Annotated in this window: 14 protein-coding genes and 1 pseudogene; 5 read left to right on the top strand and 10 right to left on the bottom strand. The window is 63.8% G+C overall.

Annotated elements, in window-relative coordinates; translation table 11 throughout:
* Window positions 1-63 precede the first annotated feature (63 nt).
* From AC1DLO_RS20770 to AC1DLO_RS20735, 8 genes and pseudogenes are all read right to left on the bottom strand, one after another.
* Window positions 64-1,620: a glycoside hydrolase family 32 protein gene (locus tag AC1DLO_RS20770; protein WP_476891578.1), complete on the bottom strand. Its 1,557-nt coding sequence runs from the start codon at window positions 1,618-1,620 to the stop codon at window positions 64-66.
* On the bottom strand, window positions 1,617-2,687 hold the full coding sequence (locus AC1DLO_RS20765; RefSeq protein WP_476891577.1) for an ATP-binding cassette domain-containing protein: 1,071 nt from the start codon (window positions 2,685-2,687) through the stop codon (window positions 1,617-1,619). Before AC1DLO_RS20765 ends, AC1DLO_RS20770 begins: the two co-directional genes overlap by 4 nt.
* Window positions 2,684-3,649 (bottom strand): ABC transporter ATP-binding protein, encoded by a 966-nt coding sequence (locus AC1DLO_RS20760; RefSeq protein WP_476891576.1) that lies wholly within the window; start codon window positions 3,647-3,649, stop codon window positions 2,684-2,686. Before AC1DLO_RS20760 ends, AC1DLO_RS20765 begins: the two co-directional genes overlap by 4 nt.
* Complete coding sequence (locus tag AC1DLO_RS20755; protein WP_476891575.1) at window positions 3,646-4,581, bottom strand: ABC transporter permease; 936 nt, start codon at window positions 4,579-4,581, stop codon at window positions 3,646-3,648. The genes AC1DLO_RS20760 and AC1DLO_RS20755 overlap by 4 nt, the downstream gene beginning before the upstream one ends.
* A 10-nt stretch (window positions 4,582-4,591) precedes the next feature.
* Window positions 4,592-5,569, bottom strand: a complete 978-nt coding sequence (locus AC1DLO_RS20750) for an ABC transporter permease (protein ID WP_476914591.1) — start codon at window positions 5,567-5,569, stop codon at window positions 4,592-4,594.
* Window positions 5,570-5,696: 127 nt separating this feature from the next.
* The gene (locus AC1DLO_RS20745) at window positions 5,697-7,373 is read right to left on the bottom strand and encodes an ABC transporter substrate-binding protein (protein WP_476891574.1); all 1,677 of its coding nucleotides are present in this window, start codon (window positions 7,371-7,373) and stop codon (window positions 5,697-5,699) included.
* A 79-nt stretch (window positions 7,374-7,452) separates the two neighbouring features.
* The gene (locus AC1DLO_RS20740) at window positions 7,453-8,466 is read right to left on the bottom strand and encodes a LacI family DNA-binding transcriptional regulator (protein WP_476914590.1); all 1,014 of its coding nucleotides are present in this window, start codon (window positions 8,464-8,466) and stop codon (window positions 7,453-7,455) included.
* Window positions 8,467-8,716: 250 nt separating this feature from the next.
* A pseudogene (locus AC1DLO_RS20735) lies at window positions 8,717-8,839 on the bottom strand (ATP-binding protein); the annotation flags it as partial.
* A gap of 549 nt (window positions 8,840-9,388) precedes the next feature.
* Between AC1DLO_RS20735 and AC1DLO_RS20730 the strand changes: the two are divergent.
* Window positions 9,389-11,908 carry a GH32 C-terminal domain-containing protein gene (locus AC1DLO_RS20730; protein ID WP_476914589.1) on the top strand — a complete coding sequence of 840 codons (2,520 nt, stop codon included), beginning with the start codon at window positions 9,389-9,391 and terminating at the stop codon, window positions 11,906-11,908.
* A gap of 244 nt (window positions 11,909-12,152) precedes the next feature.
* On the opposite strand, the gene AC1DLO_RS20725 is transcribed toward AC1DLO_RS20730, so the two are convergent.
* Together AC1DLO_RS20725 and AC1DLO_RS20720 are read right to left on the bottom strand one after the other, a co-directional pair.
* The gene (locus AC1DLO_RS20725) at window positions 12,153-12,446 is read right to left on the bottom strand and encodes a putative quinol monooxygenase (protein ID WP_476891571.1); all 294 of its coding nucleotides are present in this window, start codon (window positions 12,444-12,446) and stop codon (window positions 12,153-12,155) included.
* A 47-nt stretch (window positions 12,447-12,493) separates the two neighbouring features.
* Window positions 12,494-13,492, bottom strand: a complete 999-nt coding sequence (locus tag AC1DLO_RS20720; protein WP_476891570.1) for a LacI family DNA-binding transcriptional regulator — start codon at window positions 13,490-13,492, stop codon at window positions 12,494-12,496.
* 166 nt (window positions 13,493-13,658) lie between these two features.
* Here AC1DLO_RS20720 and AC1DLO_RS20715 point away from each other — a divergent pair, with 166 nt between their 5' ends.
* The 4 genes from AC1DLO_RS20715 (at window position 13,659) to AC1DLO_RS20700 (ending at window position 17,780) form a co-directional block, all read left to right on the top strand.
* The gene (locus AC1DLO_RS20715; protein WP_476891569.1) at window positions 13,659-14,774 is read left to right on the top strand and encodes a substrate-binding domain-containing protein; all 1,116 of its coding nucleotides are present in this window, start codon (window positions 13,659-13,661) and stop codon (window positions 14,772-14,774) included.
* 95 nt (window positions 14,775-14,869) lie between these two features.
* On the top strand, window positions 14,870-15,916 hold the full coding sequence (locus tag AC1DLO_RS20710; protein ID WP_476891568.1) for an ABC transporter permease: 1,047 nt from the start codon (window positions 14,870-14,872) through the stop codon (window positions 15,914-15,916).
* Window positions 15,913-16,707 (top strand): ATP-binding cassette domain-containing protein, encoded by a 795-nt coding sequence (locus AC1DLO_RS20705; protein WP_184741156.1) that lies wholly within the window; start codon window positions 15,913-15,915, stop codon window positions 16,705-16,707. Before AC1DLO_RS20710 ends, AC1DLO_RS20705 begins: the two co-directional genes overlap by 4 nt.
* Before the next feature lie 119 nt (window positions 16,708-16,826).
* Window positions 16,827-17,780: a carbohydrate kinase family protein gene (locus tag AC1DLO_RS20700; protein ID WP_476891567.1), complete on the top strand. Its 954-nt coding sequence runs from the start codon at window positions 16,827-16,829 to the stop codon at window positions 17,778-17,780.
* Window positions 17,781-18,119: the final 339 nt, after the last annotated feature.

The raw sequence follows: 18,119 nt of genomic DNA, 5'->3' as shown, positions 1-18,119 counted from the left end.
TGGATGTCTGAGGTGAGAGAGCGATTTGGAGATGACTCCAAAGGCGGGAGAGGGCGGACTGAGTTAGGGGAAGAGGTTCCGAGCTCCTCCAAAGATCTCAGCCATGGTCCAGGCATCGAAGGAGAGCAGCCTCACGGTGCCCTCGGCGGCGATGCTCACGTGCTCACCGGCCAGGGTCGGGTAAACGCGGGCGGTGAGCGGCTTGCCGTTGGCGAAAATTTCGACGGCGGACCGGTCCACCAGAACGCGCAGGTGCACCCGGCCGCCGGGCATCGGGAGTGGTCCGGACTTGTCGTCGACATCAACGGTTGGATCGAGGCTGCTCTGAGTGCGGTCGATGCGGAGTGTGCCTTGGCTGCCGCCTTCAGTGGTCCGGCACAGCTCGATCACTGTTTTCTCCCTGGAACTGCCGGAGACACCATTGTCAGCCGATCCAAGCAAGCCCAGCCGCAGCACAGCACCAGGCTCGAGCTGCACATCCAGTTCGAGGTCCAGCTGGTTGCCGGACACCCCGGCAGGCACAGGTGCCCCGGGCACCAATTCCTGTTCCGGCAGGCCGACGTGGTCCCGGCGCAGCTTCTCGATTTCGGGCACGGGTGCGAAACGGAGGGTCCCGTCATCGGCCAGGGTGGTGACGCGCGGCAAACTCATGACGCCCGACCATCCGGCCTCCACCATCGCGGCATTGCTGCGGCCTTCCTGAAGCCAGCCAAACATGATGCGTCGGCCGGACTGATCCTGGAAGGACTGCGGCGCGTAGAAGAACCGTCCTCCGTAGTCGAGCCGATGCAGCCCGGCAGGCTCGAAGGAGTTTTCCGAATAGCGACCGGTCCAGTACAGCGGGTGTCTGGTGTCGCCGTCGTCCCATGCGGAAAAGACCAGCACGTCGGGCGCGTCAGCAGAAGTACGAACCGTACCCAACGAGCCCCCGCCTGCCCGGAACAGGTCAACGCATTCCCACATGGTCCCGGTCCAGTCGGTATCGGCAGGATCGCCCTGGGAGGCGTCACCGATGAACAGCGGCCCGACGTATTCCCAGGAGCGAAGATCGCGGGACTCGTACAGGAACGCCGTGCCGCCGCGCCCACGAATGCCCGATCCCACCAACTGCCGCCAGATGGAACCCTCGCGCCACACGCAGTGATCGCGATACGCCGTGATCTCCACGCCGGCCGGCGGGGCTGCGATGACCGGGTTCTGAGGAATTTTGCTCCACCTCAGCAGGTCTGCGGAGCCCACGGCAACGCAGGGCAACTCCTTCTCGCCCAGCCGGCCCGAGTACACCAAGGTGGGCGTGCCACCGTCGTTCACCAACACCCCCGACCAGCAGCCGTCGGCGTCCGGACCTGCGGACGGTTCCAGTGCCACCGGCTGGTCGGTCCAGTGGACGAGGTCGGTGCTGGTGGCGTGGCCCCACTGGATGCGGTGGTGGAAGGCGCCTTCGGGGTTGTACTGGTAGAAGAGGTGATAGGTGCCGTTCCATTGGCTCACGCCGTTGGGGTCGTTCAGCCAACCGGCCGGGGACACGAAATGGAAGCGCGGCCGAAGGGGGTCCGCATCGGCGCGGGCAATCAGTTCGTCCTGGGGGACGGTGGCGAGCGGGTGCGTCGATTCTGTCATGCGGAGGCCTTGTTGTCGGTAGGTTCAGTTGCCAGGGCGTGGCCGCCGGCTCCAGCCTGAGGGCGGTAGAGGTGGCAGCGCACCCAGTGGAGGTTTTCAGGGTCGCCCACACCGTGGCGAACGGGTTCCTCGGCCGAGCAGGCCTGGTTTGGGTCGCCGTCGAAAGCGCAGGTGGTCGAAGCCATCACAGCCTGCCGCAGCTCGGCCCGGCGGACGGGATCGTAGGAGCCCGCCCTAGCCGGATCCGGGACGGCCGAGACCAGCAGTTGCGTATACGGGTGGGCCGGGTTGGCCAGGAGGTCCAAGGACTCGCCCTCTTCAACGAGCTCACCGGCGAACATGACGGCCGTCCGGTCCGCGAGGTATCGTGCCGAAGCGAGGTCGTGTGTGATGTAGAGCATGGAGATTCCCTGCTCATCGCGGAGTTTGCGCATCAGGTTCAGCACGCCGATCCGGACCGAAACATCCAGCATGGAGGTGGGTTCGTCAGCGAGGATGACCTGTGGTTCCACGGCGAGGGCCCGGGCGATCGCGACTCGCTGGCGCTGCCCGCCGGAGAGCTCGTGCGGGTAGGAGTTCAGCATGTCGGCCTGCAGGCCTACAGTGGTCATAAGCTCCTCGAGTCGCTGCTGTGTCTCTGTCTCGGAGCTGCCGCCCTTCCGGTGGATCGCTAGCGACCTCCGGAGGAAATGCTCCACTCTGTGGGCAGGATTCAGCGAGCCGAAGGGATCCTGGAAGACCATCTGCAGTTGGGAGCGGAAGGCGCGCGATGCGTGGAAGCGGTCGCGCTCGAGGACGTCGACGCCGTCGATCAGGATCTCGCCGGAGCTCGGTCGTTCCAGCCGGGCAACGCACCGGGCCAGGGTGCTCTTACCCGACCCGGACTCTCCCACGAGGGCCACGATTTCTCCGCGGCCAATGGTCAGGTCTACGCCGTGAAGGGCCCGGACGGACTCCCGGGAGAACAAACCACCTAGAGGGAAAGACTTTCCTAGTCCGCGGACCTCGAGGGCCGTAGCTTCTGTGTCGGCGGAGGGGCGCCGGGATGAAAGCATAGCGTGGCTCATCGTGCGGCTCCTTCCATGATGGCGGTGTCATCAGCCGCTGAAGCGTCGGCACTGACCGGTGCCACGAAATGGCCGGGTGCTGCTTGGCTGAGGTCCGGGATGTTCCGGAACTTCACGCCGTCGGGCAGTCCGGTCAGCGGAACCCGCGGACCGGTGAGCGGCGGGAACGCACCCATGAGGGCCTGAGTGTAGGGGTGGCGGGGGTTGGCGTAGACGTCCTGCGCTTTCGCGGTCTCCACGATCCGGCCTCCGTACATCACGGCCATGCGGTGCGAGAGCTCCACCATGAGGGACATGTCGTGGGTGATGAAGAGGACGGAGAATCCCAGTTCGCGTTGGAGTTCCTTGATTTGGGCCATGATTTCCTGCTGCACCACGACGTCCAGCGCGGTGGTGGGTTCGTCGAGGATCAAGAGGGACGGCTTGAGCGCTACGGCCATGGCGATCACGGCGCGCTGCCGCATGCCTCCCGAGAGCTGGTGCGGGTAGGACTTGAGGCGTGCGGGGTCGATCCTGACAAGTTCCAGCAGCTGGCCCGCGCGTCGGAGGGATTCCTTGCGCGAGTAGCCCGCATGAGTGGTGAAAATATCCACGATCTGCTCGCCGATGGTCAGGACCGGGTTGAGCGAGTTCATGGCCGACTGGAACACCATAGCGACGTCCTGCCAGCGGAAGCGCCGCAGCTCGTCCGGGCTCATGGCCAGGACATCCTTGCCGCCGAAGGAGATGCTGCCGCCGGCGATCTTCGCGGGATCCTTCAGGAGGCGCATGATCGAGTTGGCGATGGTGGACTTCCCACAGCCGGACTCGCCCGCCAGCCCGAACACTTCACCGGTGCCGATGCTGAAGGAAACACGGTCGACGGCGGTGGTGGAGCGGGTGTCGCCGATGTACTTGACGGTGAGGTTCTTGACGTCCAGGACGGGCTCATGGGAGCCGAAGGAAACTTGGGAGACTGTCACTTGGCGGCGCTCCTTTCGGTATTCTTTGGGGTTTTGATCTTCCGCAGCCGCGGATTAGTGACCTCGTCCACGGCATAGTTGATGAGGGCCAGTGCGAACGCGACCAGCGCGATGCAGACACCCGAGGGAACAAAGACCCACCAGCTGCCGGTCAGTAGGGCGCCCTCGTTGCCGGCCCAGAAGAGGTTGTTGCCCCAGGAAACGGTGTTCACGTCGCCCAGGCCAAGGAACTCCAGGCCTGCCTGGGCACCGATACCGTAAATCACGCAGCCGAGCAGGGTTCCCATGACGATCGATGCCATGTTCGGGAGGATTTCCCGGAACATGATGCGGCCCGCCCGTTCGCCGGACACCACGGCCGCGGCCACAAAGTCCTTTGAGCGGATGGACAACGCCTGGGAGCGCAATACACGTGCCGACCCAGCCCAGCCGGTGACCACGAGCACCAGGATCACGGTTCCCAAACCCGGCGGCAGGAAAGCTGCCAGGATGACAAGGAGCGGGAGTCCGGGCAGGAGCAGGAAGACGTTGGTCACGAGGGACAGTGCTTCGTCAATGAACTTGCCGAAGTACGCCGAGGCCAGGCCCACCAAAATGCCGATGAAGGTGGATGCGAAGCCCACAGTCAACCCCACGAACAGGGAACTGCGGGAGCCATGGACAGTCAGGGCAAGCACGTCCTGACCTTTGGCCGTGGTGCCGAGCCAGTGCTCGGGAGACGGTTCCAGCGAGGCCATCGCGGTGATCCCCGAAGGGTCTCCGGGGAACAGCACGGGGGCCAGCAACGCAAGCGCGATGAACACGAGCATCACGATCATGCCCACCAGGGCCTTCTTGTTGGTGATAAGTCCGTGGACGAAACTGCGGTTGGGCTTGCGGGCAGCTGTGGGCTCAGTGGGCTCAGTGGGCTGCTTGAGAATTGCGGTTGTCATGATGGGTCCCTCAGTTGCTGCGCACACGCGGGTCGAGGCGGACGTAGAGGATGTCCACCAGGAAGTTGGCCAGCAGCACGGCGGCGGTGATGGTCAGGAACAGGCCCTGCATAAGCGGGTAGTCGAGGCCTTGGACGGCGTTGAGGAGTTGGTAGCCGACGCCGGGATACGCGAACACCACCTCGGTGAGCATTGCACCACCCACCACGAAGCCCAGGCTCATGCCGAAGCTCGTGACCGACGGGAGCATGGCGTTCCTTGCCGCGTAGCGGAGCATGATGCGGCCCGGCCGGAGACCCTTGGCCTCGGCCATAGTGATGTAGTCCTCGGCGTTCGTGGCGATCATGGTGTTCCGCATGCCCAGCATCCAGCCGCCGATGGACACCAGGACGATCGTCAGCGCCGGGAGCACAAGGTGCGCGCCGACGTCGCCGATGAACTCCCAGGTGAAGGCGGGCTCCAGTCCATCCGTGAACGCGTGGCGGATCGGGAACCAGCCCAGCACGACGCCGAACAGGTACAGGGCTCCCATGGCCAGCCAGAAGTACGGGAAGGATCCAATGAAGATCAGGAGCGGCGGCAGGGCGGAGTCGATCGCGCCGCCGCGTCRCCAGGCGGCCAGGATGCCGAGGAGATTGCCGATGATGGCGGCGAACACCAGGGCGGTTCCGCCCAGCAAGAGCGTCCAGCCGATCTGGCTGGCGATGACCTCGGTGACCGGGGTGGGAAAACGCGAGATGGAGACACCCATCTGGCCGGTCAGGATGTTGTGCATGTAGTCGACGTACTGTTCCCAGAGCGGCCGTGTATCCACGCCGAGCATCTTGCGCAGGGCTTCGATCTGTTCGGGCTGCATCTTGCCCTGGGTACGGGCGAACATGCGTGAGACGGGGTCTCCCGGCATGAAACGCGGGAGCAGGAAGTTCAGGGTGATGGAGGCCCAGAAGGCGATCAGGTAGAAACCCAGGCGGCGCAGGATGAAGCGCACGGTTGCTCCGTTCGGGAAAGGCGGGGTCCGGGACGACAGTGGTCCCGGGCGGGAAAGATGAAAAGGTTCTCGGCCGGTGGGAACTGGAATATGGCAACGGCAGCCACCGGCCGAGAACTGGCGCCGGCTACTTGCGCGGTTCCAGAGTGGTCAGGACCAGGACCGTAGTGGGGGAGCGGTCAGAGAGCGTTGCGTAGGGGTTGTCCTGAGTGGGCCATCCCGTGAAGTGAACGTCCGTGTAGTCGCCCCATTCGGGGCCGGAGAACAGCGGAACCGTCGGGGCCACCGCGTTGTATTCTGCCTGAAGCTGGTTCGCGATCTGCTTCTGTGCGGCTTCGTCGCCAGCAGCAGCGAACTGCTGCAGGAGATCATCGGCCTTTGTATCGCCGAAACGGTGGTAGTTCTCGGTGGCCTTGGCGCCCACCGGCTTGACGGTGGAGGTGCCCATGGTGGAGCTGAAGTACTTGAACGGGCTGGGGTCGTTCGCGCTCCAGACGATGCCGGTGTCGAACGTTCCCTGCTCGTAGCCGGAGACGACGGAGGCCCAGTCAGGGGAGTCCACCTTGGCAGTCACGCCGATGGCCTGGAGGTTCTGGGAGATCACGTTGGCCACGGAGAGCCAGTCGGAGGAGCTGGCGCCCACGGAGATCTTGAACTCGAAAGGCTTGCCGTCCTTGAGGGTGCGCTTGCCGTCCGCGCCCTTGGGGTAACCGGCGGCGTCGAGCATCTTGTTCGCTTCGTCGACGTTCAGCTTGGTCCAAGTGCAGTTGTTCGCCACATCGGCGTTTTTCCAGCTCGCGTAGTTGCCGGAGAGGCCTGTGCAGTCGGCCGGAGTGGCGTACCCGCTCATGCCGATCTTGGTGACCTGGTCACGGTCAACCGCCATGCTCAGGGCCTTGCGCACTGTCGCGTCATTGAACGGCGCCTTGCTGGTGTTCAACTGCCAGTTGATCATGGCGCCCGTCGGCGGGAACCAGAAGTGGCGGTGGTCCTTGTCCTTTGCGATGAAGGTCTTCTCGATGTTTGGGATGAACTGGGTGGACCAGTCCACATCGCCGTTGACGCTGGCCAGGTTGGCGGCATCGTTTCCGGACATCGCCAGCATCTTGATGCCGGCGATCTTCTGCTTGTCAGGCTGCCAGTAGTTCGGGTTCTTCTTCAGCACGAAGGACTGGGACTGGAAGCTGTCCACCTGGGTGTAGGGGCCGGTTCCCACGGGGTTGGCGTTGGTGTCCTTCGCCGGATCGGCGATGGATGACCAGATGTGCTTGGGGAGGATGGGGAGCTGCCCGATCTCATAGAGCGCGGGGGACCAGGGCTTGTTGAAGGTGAATGTCACCTTGTCGGTGCCCACTGGAGTGACGGAATCCAGGTACTCGAAGCCGCCCTTGAGCTTCTTCTGCAGCTGGAACGTGTAGGCCACGTCATCGGCGATGAAAGGCTGCCCGTCGGACCACTTCACGCCGTCACGCAGGGTGAAGGTGACGGACTTGCCGTCCTTGGCAGCGTTCCAGGAGGCGCCCAGCCAGGGGGCGGTGTTGCCTTTGGCCGGGTTGAAGACCAGCAGGGGTTCGTAGATGGCCTGCTGGACCATGGGGTTCACAGTGGGGGCGAAGGGGTTGAAGTTACGGTCGAAGGTGCTCATGTCCTCACGCGGGATGGTCAGGAAGGCGTTCGCGTTGGCTACGGCGTCGGTGCCTGCGGACTTGTTGACGGTGGCAGCGCAGCCGGTCAGCAGCATTGCACCCACAGCCAGTCCGGCCGCCGCAATGCGGGCAGACCTCAAGTATCGGGGTTGTGTCATGATGGGTATCTCTTTCCTATCTTCATCAGCAAGGTGAAGGGGTGGGTAAGGGTTTGCTCTTCGAAACTTGATTTCGCGGTCAGACCGAAGAGCGTTCTAGCAGCGGACAGTCGACCAGTTGCTGGTCGGCAGTGATCGGCTGTCCTGCTGTGAGAGCTGCGAGCGTCTGGACTCCCAGTGCGCCCATTTTTTCGAAGGGCAACGCAACCGTGGTCAGCTTGGGCCTGAGGTAGGCCGCAATCAGTTCCTGGTTGTCGAATCCGATCACGGCGATGTCACCGGGGATGGTCAGTCCCCGTTCCTTGATGGCGTCATAAGCGCCCATCGCCATGCGGTCATTGAGGCAGAACAGGGCGGTTGGCCTTTGATCTTTTGGATAACGGTCCAGAATTTCGCAGGCCGCATCGTAGCCCCCATCCGCCGTCGCATGCCCTGAGACGACGAGTTCCTGGTCCAGTTCCAGCCCGGCGCCCGCGAGTGCTTCGCGTGCACCCTCCAAACGCCCGACGGCAGCGGGGATGTCCGGGTCCAGGTTGATGACTCCGATCCTGCTGTGCCCGGCCCGGAGCAAACGATCGACGGCAACCCTGCCGCCGGCGCGCTCGTCCGGGACGATCGAGGGCAGCTTCCCGTCCGCGTCGAAACAATTGATCAGGACAGTGGGAACCTCGTGGGCGCTTTCCGGAACATGCACGCCGCGGTGGTATGTTGCCGCGTACAAAAGTCCTTCCACTCGTTGTTCCAGCAGCTTTTCCGTTGCTGCATCTTCGAGGCCTTGGTTGGGTCCTACGGCATCGGCCTGGTCGGAAGGCGCGATGAGCAGGAACCGGTGGTCAAGCCAGGCCTGGTCCTGGGCGCCCTTGATGATGTCCACCGCAAACGGGGCCGTCACGATCTCGGTGACGATTCCGTACCAATCACTGCGCTGGGAAGCCAGTGCGCGTGCTCCGGCGTTCGGGCGGTAACCCAAAGCCTGCACGGCGTCGTTGATGCGCGTGCGCGTTTCCTCAGAAATGCTGGCGTTTTCGCGGTTGCTCAGCACGAACGAGACCGCTGTACGGGAGACACCGGCGCGCCGGGCGACATCACTCATGGTGACASCCCGCTGCCGCACAGCCGCGGCTTTCTGGGGGGTCGTGGTTTTCGCCATTGAATGCTCCGGTGGTCTTCGTTGGTCCCGGGTGTTGTGCCAGGGTTCGGACTGAGGTGTCGCGTCTGCCGGTAAGTAACGCGAGTTACCTACAACATTGTGAGCGAGGTTACACGCGTTACCTCGGTGCTGTCAACGGCTTCCACCGGCATGCCACCCCGCACGAGCACACCTTGAACTTCCTCGTGGGGGCTTAGCTGGCCGCTTGTTGGGCCAGTGTGTGGGCGAGGCGGTAGGAGTCGGTCCCGGTTTCGATGACGGTTCCGTTGAAGGTGAGCCGGTCCATCATGGCCGCGCAGAGGTGCGGGTCGGTGAAGGCCAATCTCCGAGGTCGACACCGTTGGCTCCTCCTAGTCGACTCCTCACCGCCCGGCGAATTAGTTAGGTTCTCCCCGCTCCCTAGTAGGCCCGGTAGGGGCACACGCCGACCGACCGGCAGATCCGAGGTCAGAGCATCCGACCGGGAGATGACTGGTTGGATTGGGCTAGGGAAATTGCCGCGATTGCTGCGATCAGTGTGCTGGGATTGATCCATCCACCCTGCGGTAAGGGCCCCGGGTTGATGTGTCTGCATCGCATATCCGGCCCCGAGGTTATCTTTGAAACCGTTGACTTGTCCGGTGGACAGGTCGTAGATTCCCCTTTCGACAACGTTGTCTACGTTCCGGCGACTCTGGCGCAAAACGCGCGCAGGATTTGATTCAACCAAGTCCCTACCAGAACCAGCCCGGGCGACAACCGGCACTACCTGCCTGTCACTGTCGACACGAAAGGTGAATACGTGCGCCGCACACATTCCGCTCCCGGGCTGACACCCGGACCAAACTCAAAAAAGCGTCTCAACGCCCTGATCCTCGCAGTCGTAATGACTGCTGGCAGCGCCCTTCCACTGTCCGCCCCGGCTCTGGCCGCGGACACCTCCGGGGCGGCCGGGACTTCCCCGCTCTATTCCGAGACATACCGGCCCCAGTTCCACTTCAGCCCGGCAACGAACTGGATGAACGATCCGAACGGTCTGCTCTATTACCAGGGCGAATACCACATGTTCTTCCAGTACAACCCTTCCGGGGATACCTGGGGCAACATGTCTTGGGGGCACGCCGTCAGCACCGACCTGGTGCACTGGACCCAGCTACCGCTGGCCATTCCGCAGGATGGGAAAGACATGATCTTCTCCGGCAGCGCGGTCATCGACAAGAACAACACCACAGGCTTCGGACAACCGGGCAACCCTGCCATGGTGGCCATCTACACGGCGGCCGATAAAGCCACAGGCAAGCAGTCCCAGGCTCTCGCCTACAGCACGGACAAAGGACGGACCTTCACCAAGTACGCCGGGAACCCTGTCCTGGATATCGGCTCGAACAATTTCAGGGACCCGAAAGTATTCTGGTACGAGGCCGGGCATGAGTGGCTGATGTCAGCCGTGCTGTCTGACCAGCACAAGGTGACTTTCTACAGTTCTCCTGACCTGAAAACGTGGAAGCATCTGAGTGATTTCGGATCTGCCGGCGCCACCGGCGGCGTCTGGGAGTGCCCGGACTTGTTCCCGTTGCCGGACCCGGCCAATCCCGGGAAACAGAAGTGGGTATTGACGGTCAACCTCAACCCCGGCGGGATCGCCGGGGGTTCGGGCGTGCAGTATTTCACGGGAAGTTTCGACGGTACGACGTTCACCTCCGATGACAAACCCTACGTCGCCCCGGCGGGAACCCCGCTGGACAGCTTCGAGACCGGCAGCTTCGGGAGCTGGACAGCCACCAGCACCGCGTTCGGCACCGCGCCCGCCGCCGGCACGCTGCCCAGCCAGCAGACCGTCTCCGGATTCCAGGGCAACTACCTGGTCAACAGCTTCAACGGCGGCGACGGGTCGACCGGGACGCTGAGCTCGCAGACATTCACGATCAGCAAGCCCCGCCTGAACTTCCTCCTCGGCGGCGGCAACCACCCCTACGTACCCAACACGGTACCGTTCGGCACCCTGCCGACCGGTCAGGTCTTCAACGACTTCTCAGGGACCACCTACGGTGCCGGGTGGACCGCCACCGGATCCTTCGTCAACTCCGGCCCGTCGACAGAGAGCCTGCCCAACCAGCTCGGCCCGAAGGTGCTGGACACCTATGCGCCCGCTGGAGATCCCGGCACGGGCACCATCACCTCGCCGACGTTCACGGTCAACAGCCCGTACATCGATCTCCAGGTCGCCGGCGGGAACCACCCCTGGGGCCAGGCGAACCCGACCGCGGTCAACCTGATCATCGGCGGACAGGTCGTCGCGACCACCACCGGCCCCAACAGCCCTGACCTGACGTGGACGAACTGGGACGTGAGCAAGTACCAGGGCCAGCAGGCACAGATCCAGGTCGTGGACCAGAACGACGGGTCCACGGGCGGATGGGGCCACCTCATGGTGGGCGACATCGTCTTCGCCGACGCCGCCGCCAAGCCCTGGGACACGCAGACCTCCGTCAACCTCGTGGTGGACGGAAAAGTCGTGCGAAGCTCCACTGGACAGGACAGCGAAAGCCTGGACTGGAACAGCTGGGACCTCAGCGACCTTCAAGGAAAAACCGGGCACATCGAAATCAGCGACAACAACACAGGGGGCTGGGGGCATATCCTCGCCGACCAGTTCACTCTCTCCGACACCGCTGCACAACCGGCAATCCAGCGCGCACACTGGGTCGATTACGGCAAGGACAACTACGCCGGAGTCACTTTCAACGACGCCCCCGGCGGCAAACGGATCATGATCGGCTGGATGAACAACTGGGACTACGGAGGATCCATCCCCACCTCACCCTGGCGCAGCGCGATGACGGTCCCCCGGGAGCTGTCACTTCGAAACGTTGACGGGGTAACCCGTCTGGCGCAGACACCAGTCAATCAGCTCAACGAACTCACCACAGGGCCGTCCGTCCACGAGGAGAAAATGTCCGTGCCCGCCGGAAGCACCGTCCTGCCGGCCACAGGGAAAGCGGTCGACATCACCGCGTCCTTCGCTGCCGGTACCGCCAGCTCCTATGGACTGAAGGTCCGCACCGGGTCCGGCCAGGAAACTCTCATCGGTTATGACAATAAGTCCGGACAGGTCTACATCGACCGGACCAAGTCCGGCGCCGTAGGATTCAGCTCCAGCTTCCCCGGAGTCCAGACCGCGCCGCTAACCACAACTGGAGGAGCGGTCAAACTTCACATCCTGGTCGACTGGTCCTCGGTCGAAGTCTTCGCCGACGACGGAAAGATCGTCCTGACAGACCAGATCTTCCCCGACCCGTCCAGCCAAGGAATCGAAGCTTTCTCCAACGGAGGAAACGCTACCCTCACCTCCCTGGACGTCAAGCAGATGAAGTCAGCCTTGCCATCAGCTAGCCCCCAGCAATAACAGCGAATCCCGGCACAGACCTACCAGACCGCTGCGCCCGCAACGTACCCGCTGCGGGCGCAGCACCCATCCCGGGGTCGCTCATCGCCGACAGCTCCCTGGAGGCCCGCAACCGGCAATTGGTCTCGATGTTAAATGCTCAACGGCCGTTGCCGCCCCGAGGAAATCCGGGTGGTGCAACGACCGCTAGGAGCCAGGCACTGTTCGTTTCGGCCGGTGCGTGGCCTCCGGCCTTGGCCGGGACCTAGTCCAGTGGATGGAGCCAGGTCAGGACGGAGCCGTCGCCTTCGATGTGCCCGGCGAGTTCGGCGTTGAATTTCCGGCCGTATTCCGCCCCGATGTGTTCCTCGAATGCCGCTTCATCGCGGTAGACCTCGAACACGAAGTATTCCCGCGGGTTGGTTTCGCGGGTGTAGGGCAGGAACATGACGTTCCCTGGTTCCTGGCGGACGTGGCCGGTGAGCTCTGCCATCATTTCGGCCACCCTCGCTTCGCTGCCTTCCCTGACGGTGAATTCCGCGTACAGTGTTTTGGTCATGTCCGGTCCTTTGCTTGGTGGGTTCGGATGTCTTGCAGAGTTGGTTGTTAGTTCAGTGGCGGGATCTCGCCGGATCCCCTGGGGATCAGTTCTGACGGGACGATGTAGGTTTTCGGGGCGCCGTCGTCTCCGTCGATTCTGGCGAGGATCCGTTCGGCGGCGAGTTTGCCGATGCGCTCGGGGTGCTGGGCGATCACGGTGATCCCCGGTTCCATCATGTCGGCCAGGGTGAAGTCGTCAAATCCGATCAAGGCAACCCTGTGGTGCAACCCGAGGGATCTCAGCGCGCGCATGGCACCGAAGGTGATCAGGTTCTGGCTGGAGAAGATCGCGGTGGGAGGGTTCTCCGAGGTGAGCAACTCGATCGCCGCCCGGAAGGCGGTCTCTTCGTCGTGGAGTCCGTTGCGGACCGGGATGGTCGAGGTCGCAATGCCGGCCCTGCCGATTTCCTCCAGGAACCCCGTGCGGCGTTTCGTTGCCGTCTGGATGTCCGTCCGGTCTCCGAGGTAGGCGAGTCTGGTGTGGCCGTGGCGGATGAGGTGCGCGGCCGCCTTTGAGGCGCCCACCTCATTGTCCGTGACCACCGCGTCGGCTTCGATGCCCACCGGCTCGCGGTCGATGAACACCATGGGCAGGGACCGCGAGTGCTCCGGGATGACGTATGCCTGGCTCCTGGCGATCGGGGTCAGGACAAGTCCGTCGACCCGGCGCCCCAGGAAAGCGGAAATCAGCTTCTTCTCCCGTTGCGGGTCGTCATCCAGACTCGAGGCGAAAACCGCAATCCCGCGCTCGGTCAACGCGTCTTCCAGCGCCCGGTGAATCTCTCCGCTGAAGGGATTGGACACACTGGGAAGCAACAACCCGATGGACTGGGTCTTGCGACCGGACCGTTTCAAGCTGCCCGCGGTCATATCGAGGTGATACTGGAGCTGTTCCGTGGCCCTGAGGACTCGCTGGCGTGTTTCCTCCGAAACGCCGGATTCGTTGTTCACGACTCGCGAGACCGTCTTGATGCCGACTCCGGCGAGATCCGCGACGTTTTTCATCGTCGGGGGTCTCCGCCCGGAGTCGGATTGGTAACGATTAGACACCGTTGTCAACGAACTGCTCCTCATCTTCGATTAACGCTTGACTCCACAGTGTGAGCTTGGTTACATGATACATGACATCGTTGTCTGGCACCGGAAAGGCGCCACAAACACAGGAGTTTCAATGTTGAGTTCCAAAGCCCCGAGGCCGGCCGCGACCCGCCTTCTTGCCGCCGGCGCAGTCCTGACCCTCGGCGCACTTAGCTTGACCGCCTGCGGAGGCAGTTCCTCCAGCTCTTCCTCCAGCGGAGGTGCCGCCGGAAAGATCGGCGTTTCGCTGATCGTGAAGACCACCTCCAACCCGTACTTCGTAGCGATGGAAGACGGCGCGAAGAAAGCAGCCGAAGGCGGCAATATTGACCTGAAGCTCGCTGCAGGCAAGTCCGACGGCGACGAGGACACCCAGATCCAGGCCATCGAGAACGCCATCTCCAAGGGCGACAAAGGCATCCTCATCACCCCGAACGGGCCGGCCGTCGTCGACGCGATCAAGAAGGCCCGCGACGCGGGGCTGTACGTGATCGCCCTTGACACCCCGCCGGACCCGGCCAGTGCCGTGGACATCACCTTCGCGACGGACAACTTCGCCGCGGGCAAGCAGATCGGCCAGTGGACCGCGGCGCAGCTGGACGGCAAGAAGGCCACCATTGCGTTGGTGGACCTGTTCAGCGACAAGGTCGTCTCGGTTGACTACAACCGCGACCAGGGGTTCCTGACCGGCCTGGGCATCGACACCGCCGACAAGGCGAAGAACGGTGACGAGGCCAAGACCGGCAAGTACACCGGCGGCAAGGGCGGGGACTACGAGATCGTCGGCAACCAGGCGTCCCAGGGCGCCGAAGACGGCGGCCGCACGGCGATGGAAACCCTGCTGTCGAAGAACCCGAACATCAACGTCGTCTACACGATCAACGAACCTGCCGCGGCAGGCGCTTATGAGGCCCTGAAGGCCGCGGGCAAGGACAAGGGCGTACTGGTCGTCTCCATCGACGGCGGCTGCACCGGCGTGAATAACGTCAAGTCCGGCATCATCGGCGCCACTGCCCAGCAGTACCCGGTGAAGATGGCCCAGCTGGGCGTCCAGGCCATCCAGGACCTGGCCACCTCAGGCAAGAAGCCCACGGTCTCCGCGGGCCTGGACTTCTTCAACACCGGCTCTGCACTCGTCACGGACAAGGCAGTCTCCGGACTGCAGAGCATCGACACGACGGCTGCTTCCCAGATCTGCTGGGGCAAGTAACGCCTCCCCTCTGCGGGGGGCCGCGCTAAAGGCGTCTCCCCGCAGCATACCCAGCACGACAACAGTTAGAACATTGAAGTTCAGGAGCTATTCAAGTGACCCAGCAACAGACCGCCGGCCCGCCGAGCGCCGGGCATGCTGACCTGGCCGAGGAATTCCTCGACCGCCAGACCCCTCTCAGCAGAATCCGCAACATTCTCCACCGCTACCCGGCCCTCAGCCCCGCCATTGTCCTGCTGATCGCGGTGGTGGTCTTCGGGATCCTCAATGAGCGCTTCCTGCGGGTGGAGAACCTGTCTCTCATCACGCAGCAGGTCGCGGTGGTGGGCACCCTGGCGATCGCCCAGACCCTGATCATCCTGACCGCCGGCATCGACCTCTCGGTCGGGGCGGTCATGATCCTGTCCTCGATGGTGATCGCCCAGCTCGCCGTCAGCAACGGCATCCCCGGGCCGCTCGCCCTCATTGCAGGTCTCGCCGTCGGTCTGGCTGCCGGGGCACTCAACGGCTTTCTGGTGACCAGATTCCGGCTCCCGCCGTTCATCGTCACCCTCGGAACGCTGAACATTTTCGTCGCATTGACGCTGCTCTACTCCGGCGGCAGCACGGTCCGCGGATCCGCGATGCCGCCGGTGCTCACCTGGCTGGGAAGCACGTTCCCGATCGGACCTGTACGCATCTCCACCGGCGTCGTCATGATGCTCCTGCTCTACATCGTGGTCGCTTTCATCCTGGGCAAGACCGCCTGGGGACGGCACGTCTACGCCGTGGGCGATGACAAGGAAGCCGCGCGGTTGGCCGGCATTCCTGTGAGCCGCGTGCTGATGAGCGTCTACCTTGCCGCCGGGGCGGTGCTGGCAGTCGGTGCCTGGATCCAGATCGGCCGGACGAACGCCGCCAGCCCGAACGCTGGGGTCGACCTGAACCTGGACTCCATCACCGCCGTCGTGATCGGCGGAACCAGCCTCTTCGGCGGCCGCGGCTCCATCTGGGGTTCCCTGCTTGGCGCATTGATCGTTGGCATCTTCCGCAACGGCCTCTCACTCGCAGGCCTGGACGTCCTGTACCAGACTCTCGCCGTCGGCATCCTGATCATCGTTGCCGTGTCTATCGACCAGTGGATCCGAAAGGTCAAGTCATGACCATGACAGAATTTGCAGCCTCCCACACCGCCACCCGCGAACCCATCCTCAAGGCCAGGAACCTCGTCAAGACCTTCGGCCGCGTCGTCGGGCTCGACGGCGTGAGCCTGGACCTGTACCCGGGCGAAGTCTTGGCCGTCATCGGCGACAACGGCGCCGGCAAGTCCACGCTCATCAAGTGCCTCACCGGCGCCGAAATCCCCGACACCGGAGAGCTCTACGTATCGGGGCAGCAGGTGCACTTCAAACGCCCGCAGGACGCGCGGGTCCACGGCATCGAAACGGTCTACCAGAACCTGGCCGTCTCCCCGGCCCTCGATGTCGCCTCCAACCTGTTCCTCGGCCGTGAAGAACGACTCCCGGGCCCCCTGGGGAGCCTGTTCCGGATGCTCGACACCAAAGGCATGCGCCGGAAGGCAAAGGAAGAGCTGACCCGCCTGGGCATCTCCACCCTGCAGGACGTCACAGTTCCGGTCGAGAACCTTTCCGGCGGCCAGCGCCAGGCCGTCGCCGTGGCCCGCGCGGCGGCTTTCGGGTCCAAGGTCGTCGTTCTGGACGAGCCGACGGCGGCCCTGGGCGTGCGCGAATCGAACCAGGTCCTCCAGCTGGTCCGCGACCTGCGCGACCGCGGCCTGCCGGTCATCCTGATCAGCCACAACATGCCGCACGTGTTCGATGTGGCCGACCGGATCCACATCCAGCGGCTGGGCAAGTGCGCGGCCACCATCACCCCGCAGTCCCACAGCATGACCGACGCCGTTGCCATCATGACAGGAGCCGCAAAGGCCTGACAGGCGCACCGGCACCTCCCGCTCCGCCGGAGCCCCCTTCTCCGTCCGCGGACCTGCTAACAGGTCCGCGGACGGATCCATACCGGGCTCCCACCACTCAACCCGAAGAAAGAAACCCGATGCACAAGCCCCAACCGGACGGCTCCAACCACGAGCTGATAGACGTTGTCGTCATCGGCGAAGCCCTGATCGACATCGTCAACGGCCCCGAAGGATCCATCAGCTATCCGGGCGGGTCCCCGGCCAACGTCGCCTATGGCCTCGGCCGGCTCGGCGTCCGGACCGGGCTGCTCACGGCAATCGGCGACGACGAACACGGCACCGCCATCACCAACCACCTCCACAGCGCAGGCGTCGAGCTTCTTCCCGGATCCACTTCTCTTGAACGGACGGCAACCGCCACCGCGACATTGGCTGCCGACGGCTCAGCCAGCTACGAGTTCGACATCGCCTGGCAGCTGGCACCTGCGGCGCCGGCCATGATCCCGAAAATTCTGCACACGGGCTCGATCGCAACGTTCCTGGCCCCGGGAGCCGGCACCGTCCGCACTCTTCTCGAGCAGTGCCACCAGTCCTGCCTGGTCACTTACGACCCCAATGTCCGCCCTGCTCTCCTTGGCAGCCACACCGAGGCGACGACGATCTTCGAGGACCTGCTTCCGCTCACGGACGTCGTCAAACTCAGCGACGAAGATGCACACTGGCTGTACCCCGGATGGTCCCCGGACGACGTGGCCGCCCACTTGCTGCAACATGGCGCGCGCCTGGCCGTCATCACCAAGGGCGCAGACGGTGCCCTGCTCGCCACACCCGGCGCCCGGTTCAGCATTCCGTCCGTGAAAACCGAAGTTGCCGACACCATCGGGGCAGGCGACTCCTATATGGCCGCACTCATCTTCGGACTGCTGACCCGGGGCGACGAAGCATTCGGACCGGCCGCACTCCAAAACATCGGACAAACTGCGTCAATGGCCGCCGCAATCACGGTCAGTCGGCCCGGAGCCAACCCGCCGACCTCCAAAGAGCTTCTTACACGGCTGGCCGAGCCTCAACGACCCTATGCCACCATCTAGTCCGGGTAGCCGTCTCCGCCAAACCACTCCCGCTGGGCGAACTTAGGAAGAGTTGCAGACCACCTCTTCCTGCTGGAAGGCTCCAAGACCCCGATCTGAGGCCGATCCACGGGACGACGAGACGTACGCAGTCCACCGGCTCGATGTTCCAATATTGAGGCGACCGGGGCCGCTGGTTCGGACGAGGGACTGTCCGATAAACGGTGTGTGGATCCGGCCGGTTTCATTAGTGAGTGGTTCTTTCGAACCGGCCGGCGAAGGTGATCGCGAACGCGTTCAGCGCAGGCTTCCACCTCATCATCCAGCGTGCCCGACCGCCGCCGGTCGGATCAAGTCAAG

Source organism: Arthrobacter sp. 01T419 (assembly GCF_056398865.1).
The sequence above is the reverse complement of the archived record's forward strand: the minus strand, read 5'-3'. Positions and strand labels throughout refer to the sequence as shown.

Coding starts and splice junctions, on each gene's coding strand:
- AC1DLO_RS20770 (WP_476891578.1), bottom strand. CDS start 1,620: ATGACAGAATCGACGCACCCGCTCGCCACCGTCCCCCAGGACGAACTG.
- AC1DLO_RS20765 (WP_476891577.1), bottom strand. CDS start 2,687: ATGAGCCACGCTATGCTTTCATCCCGGCGCCCCTCCGCCGACACAGAA.
- AC1DLO_RS20755 (WP_476891575.1), bottom strand. CDS start 4,581: ATGACAACCGCAATTCTCAAGCAGCCCACTGAGCCCACTGAGCCCACA.
- AC1DLO_RS20745 (WP_476891574.1), bottom strand. CDS start 7,373: ATGACACAACCCCGATACTTGAGGTCTGCCCGCATTGCGGCGGCCGGA.
- AC1DLO_RS20740 (WP_476914590.1), bottom strand. CDS start 8,466: ATGAGTGATGTCGCCCGGCGCGCCGGTGTCTCCCGTACAGCGGTCTCG.
- AC1DLO_RS20730 (WP_476914589.1), top strand. CDS start 9,389: ATGACTGCTGGCAGCGCCCTTCCACTGTCCGCCCCGGCTCTGGCCGCG.
- AC1DLO_RS20725 (WP_476891571.1), bottom strand. CDS start 12,446: ATGACCAAAACACTGTACGCGGAATTCACCGTCAGGGAAGGCAGCGAA.
- AC1DLO_RS20720 (WP_476891570.1), bottom strand. CDS start 13,492: ATGAAAAACGTCGCGGATCTCGCCGGAGTCGGCATCAAGACGGTCTCG.
- AC1DLO_RS20715 (WP_476891569.1), top strand. CDS start 13,659: ATGTTGAGTTCCAAAGCCCCGAGGCCGGCCGCGACCCGCCTTCTTGCC.
- AC1DLO_RS20705 (WP_184741156.1), top strand. CDS start 15,913: ATGACCATGACAGAATTTGCAGCCTCCCACACCGCCACCCGCGAACCC.
- AC1DLO_RS20700 (WP_476891567.1), top strand. CDS start 16,827: ATGCACAAGCCCCAACCGGACGGCTCCAACCACGAGCTGATAGACGTT.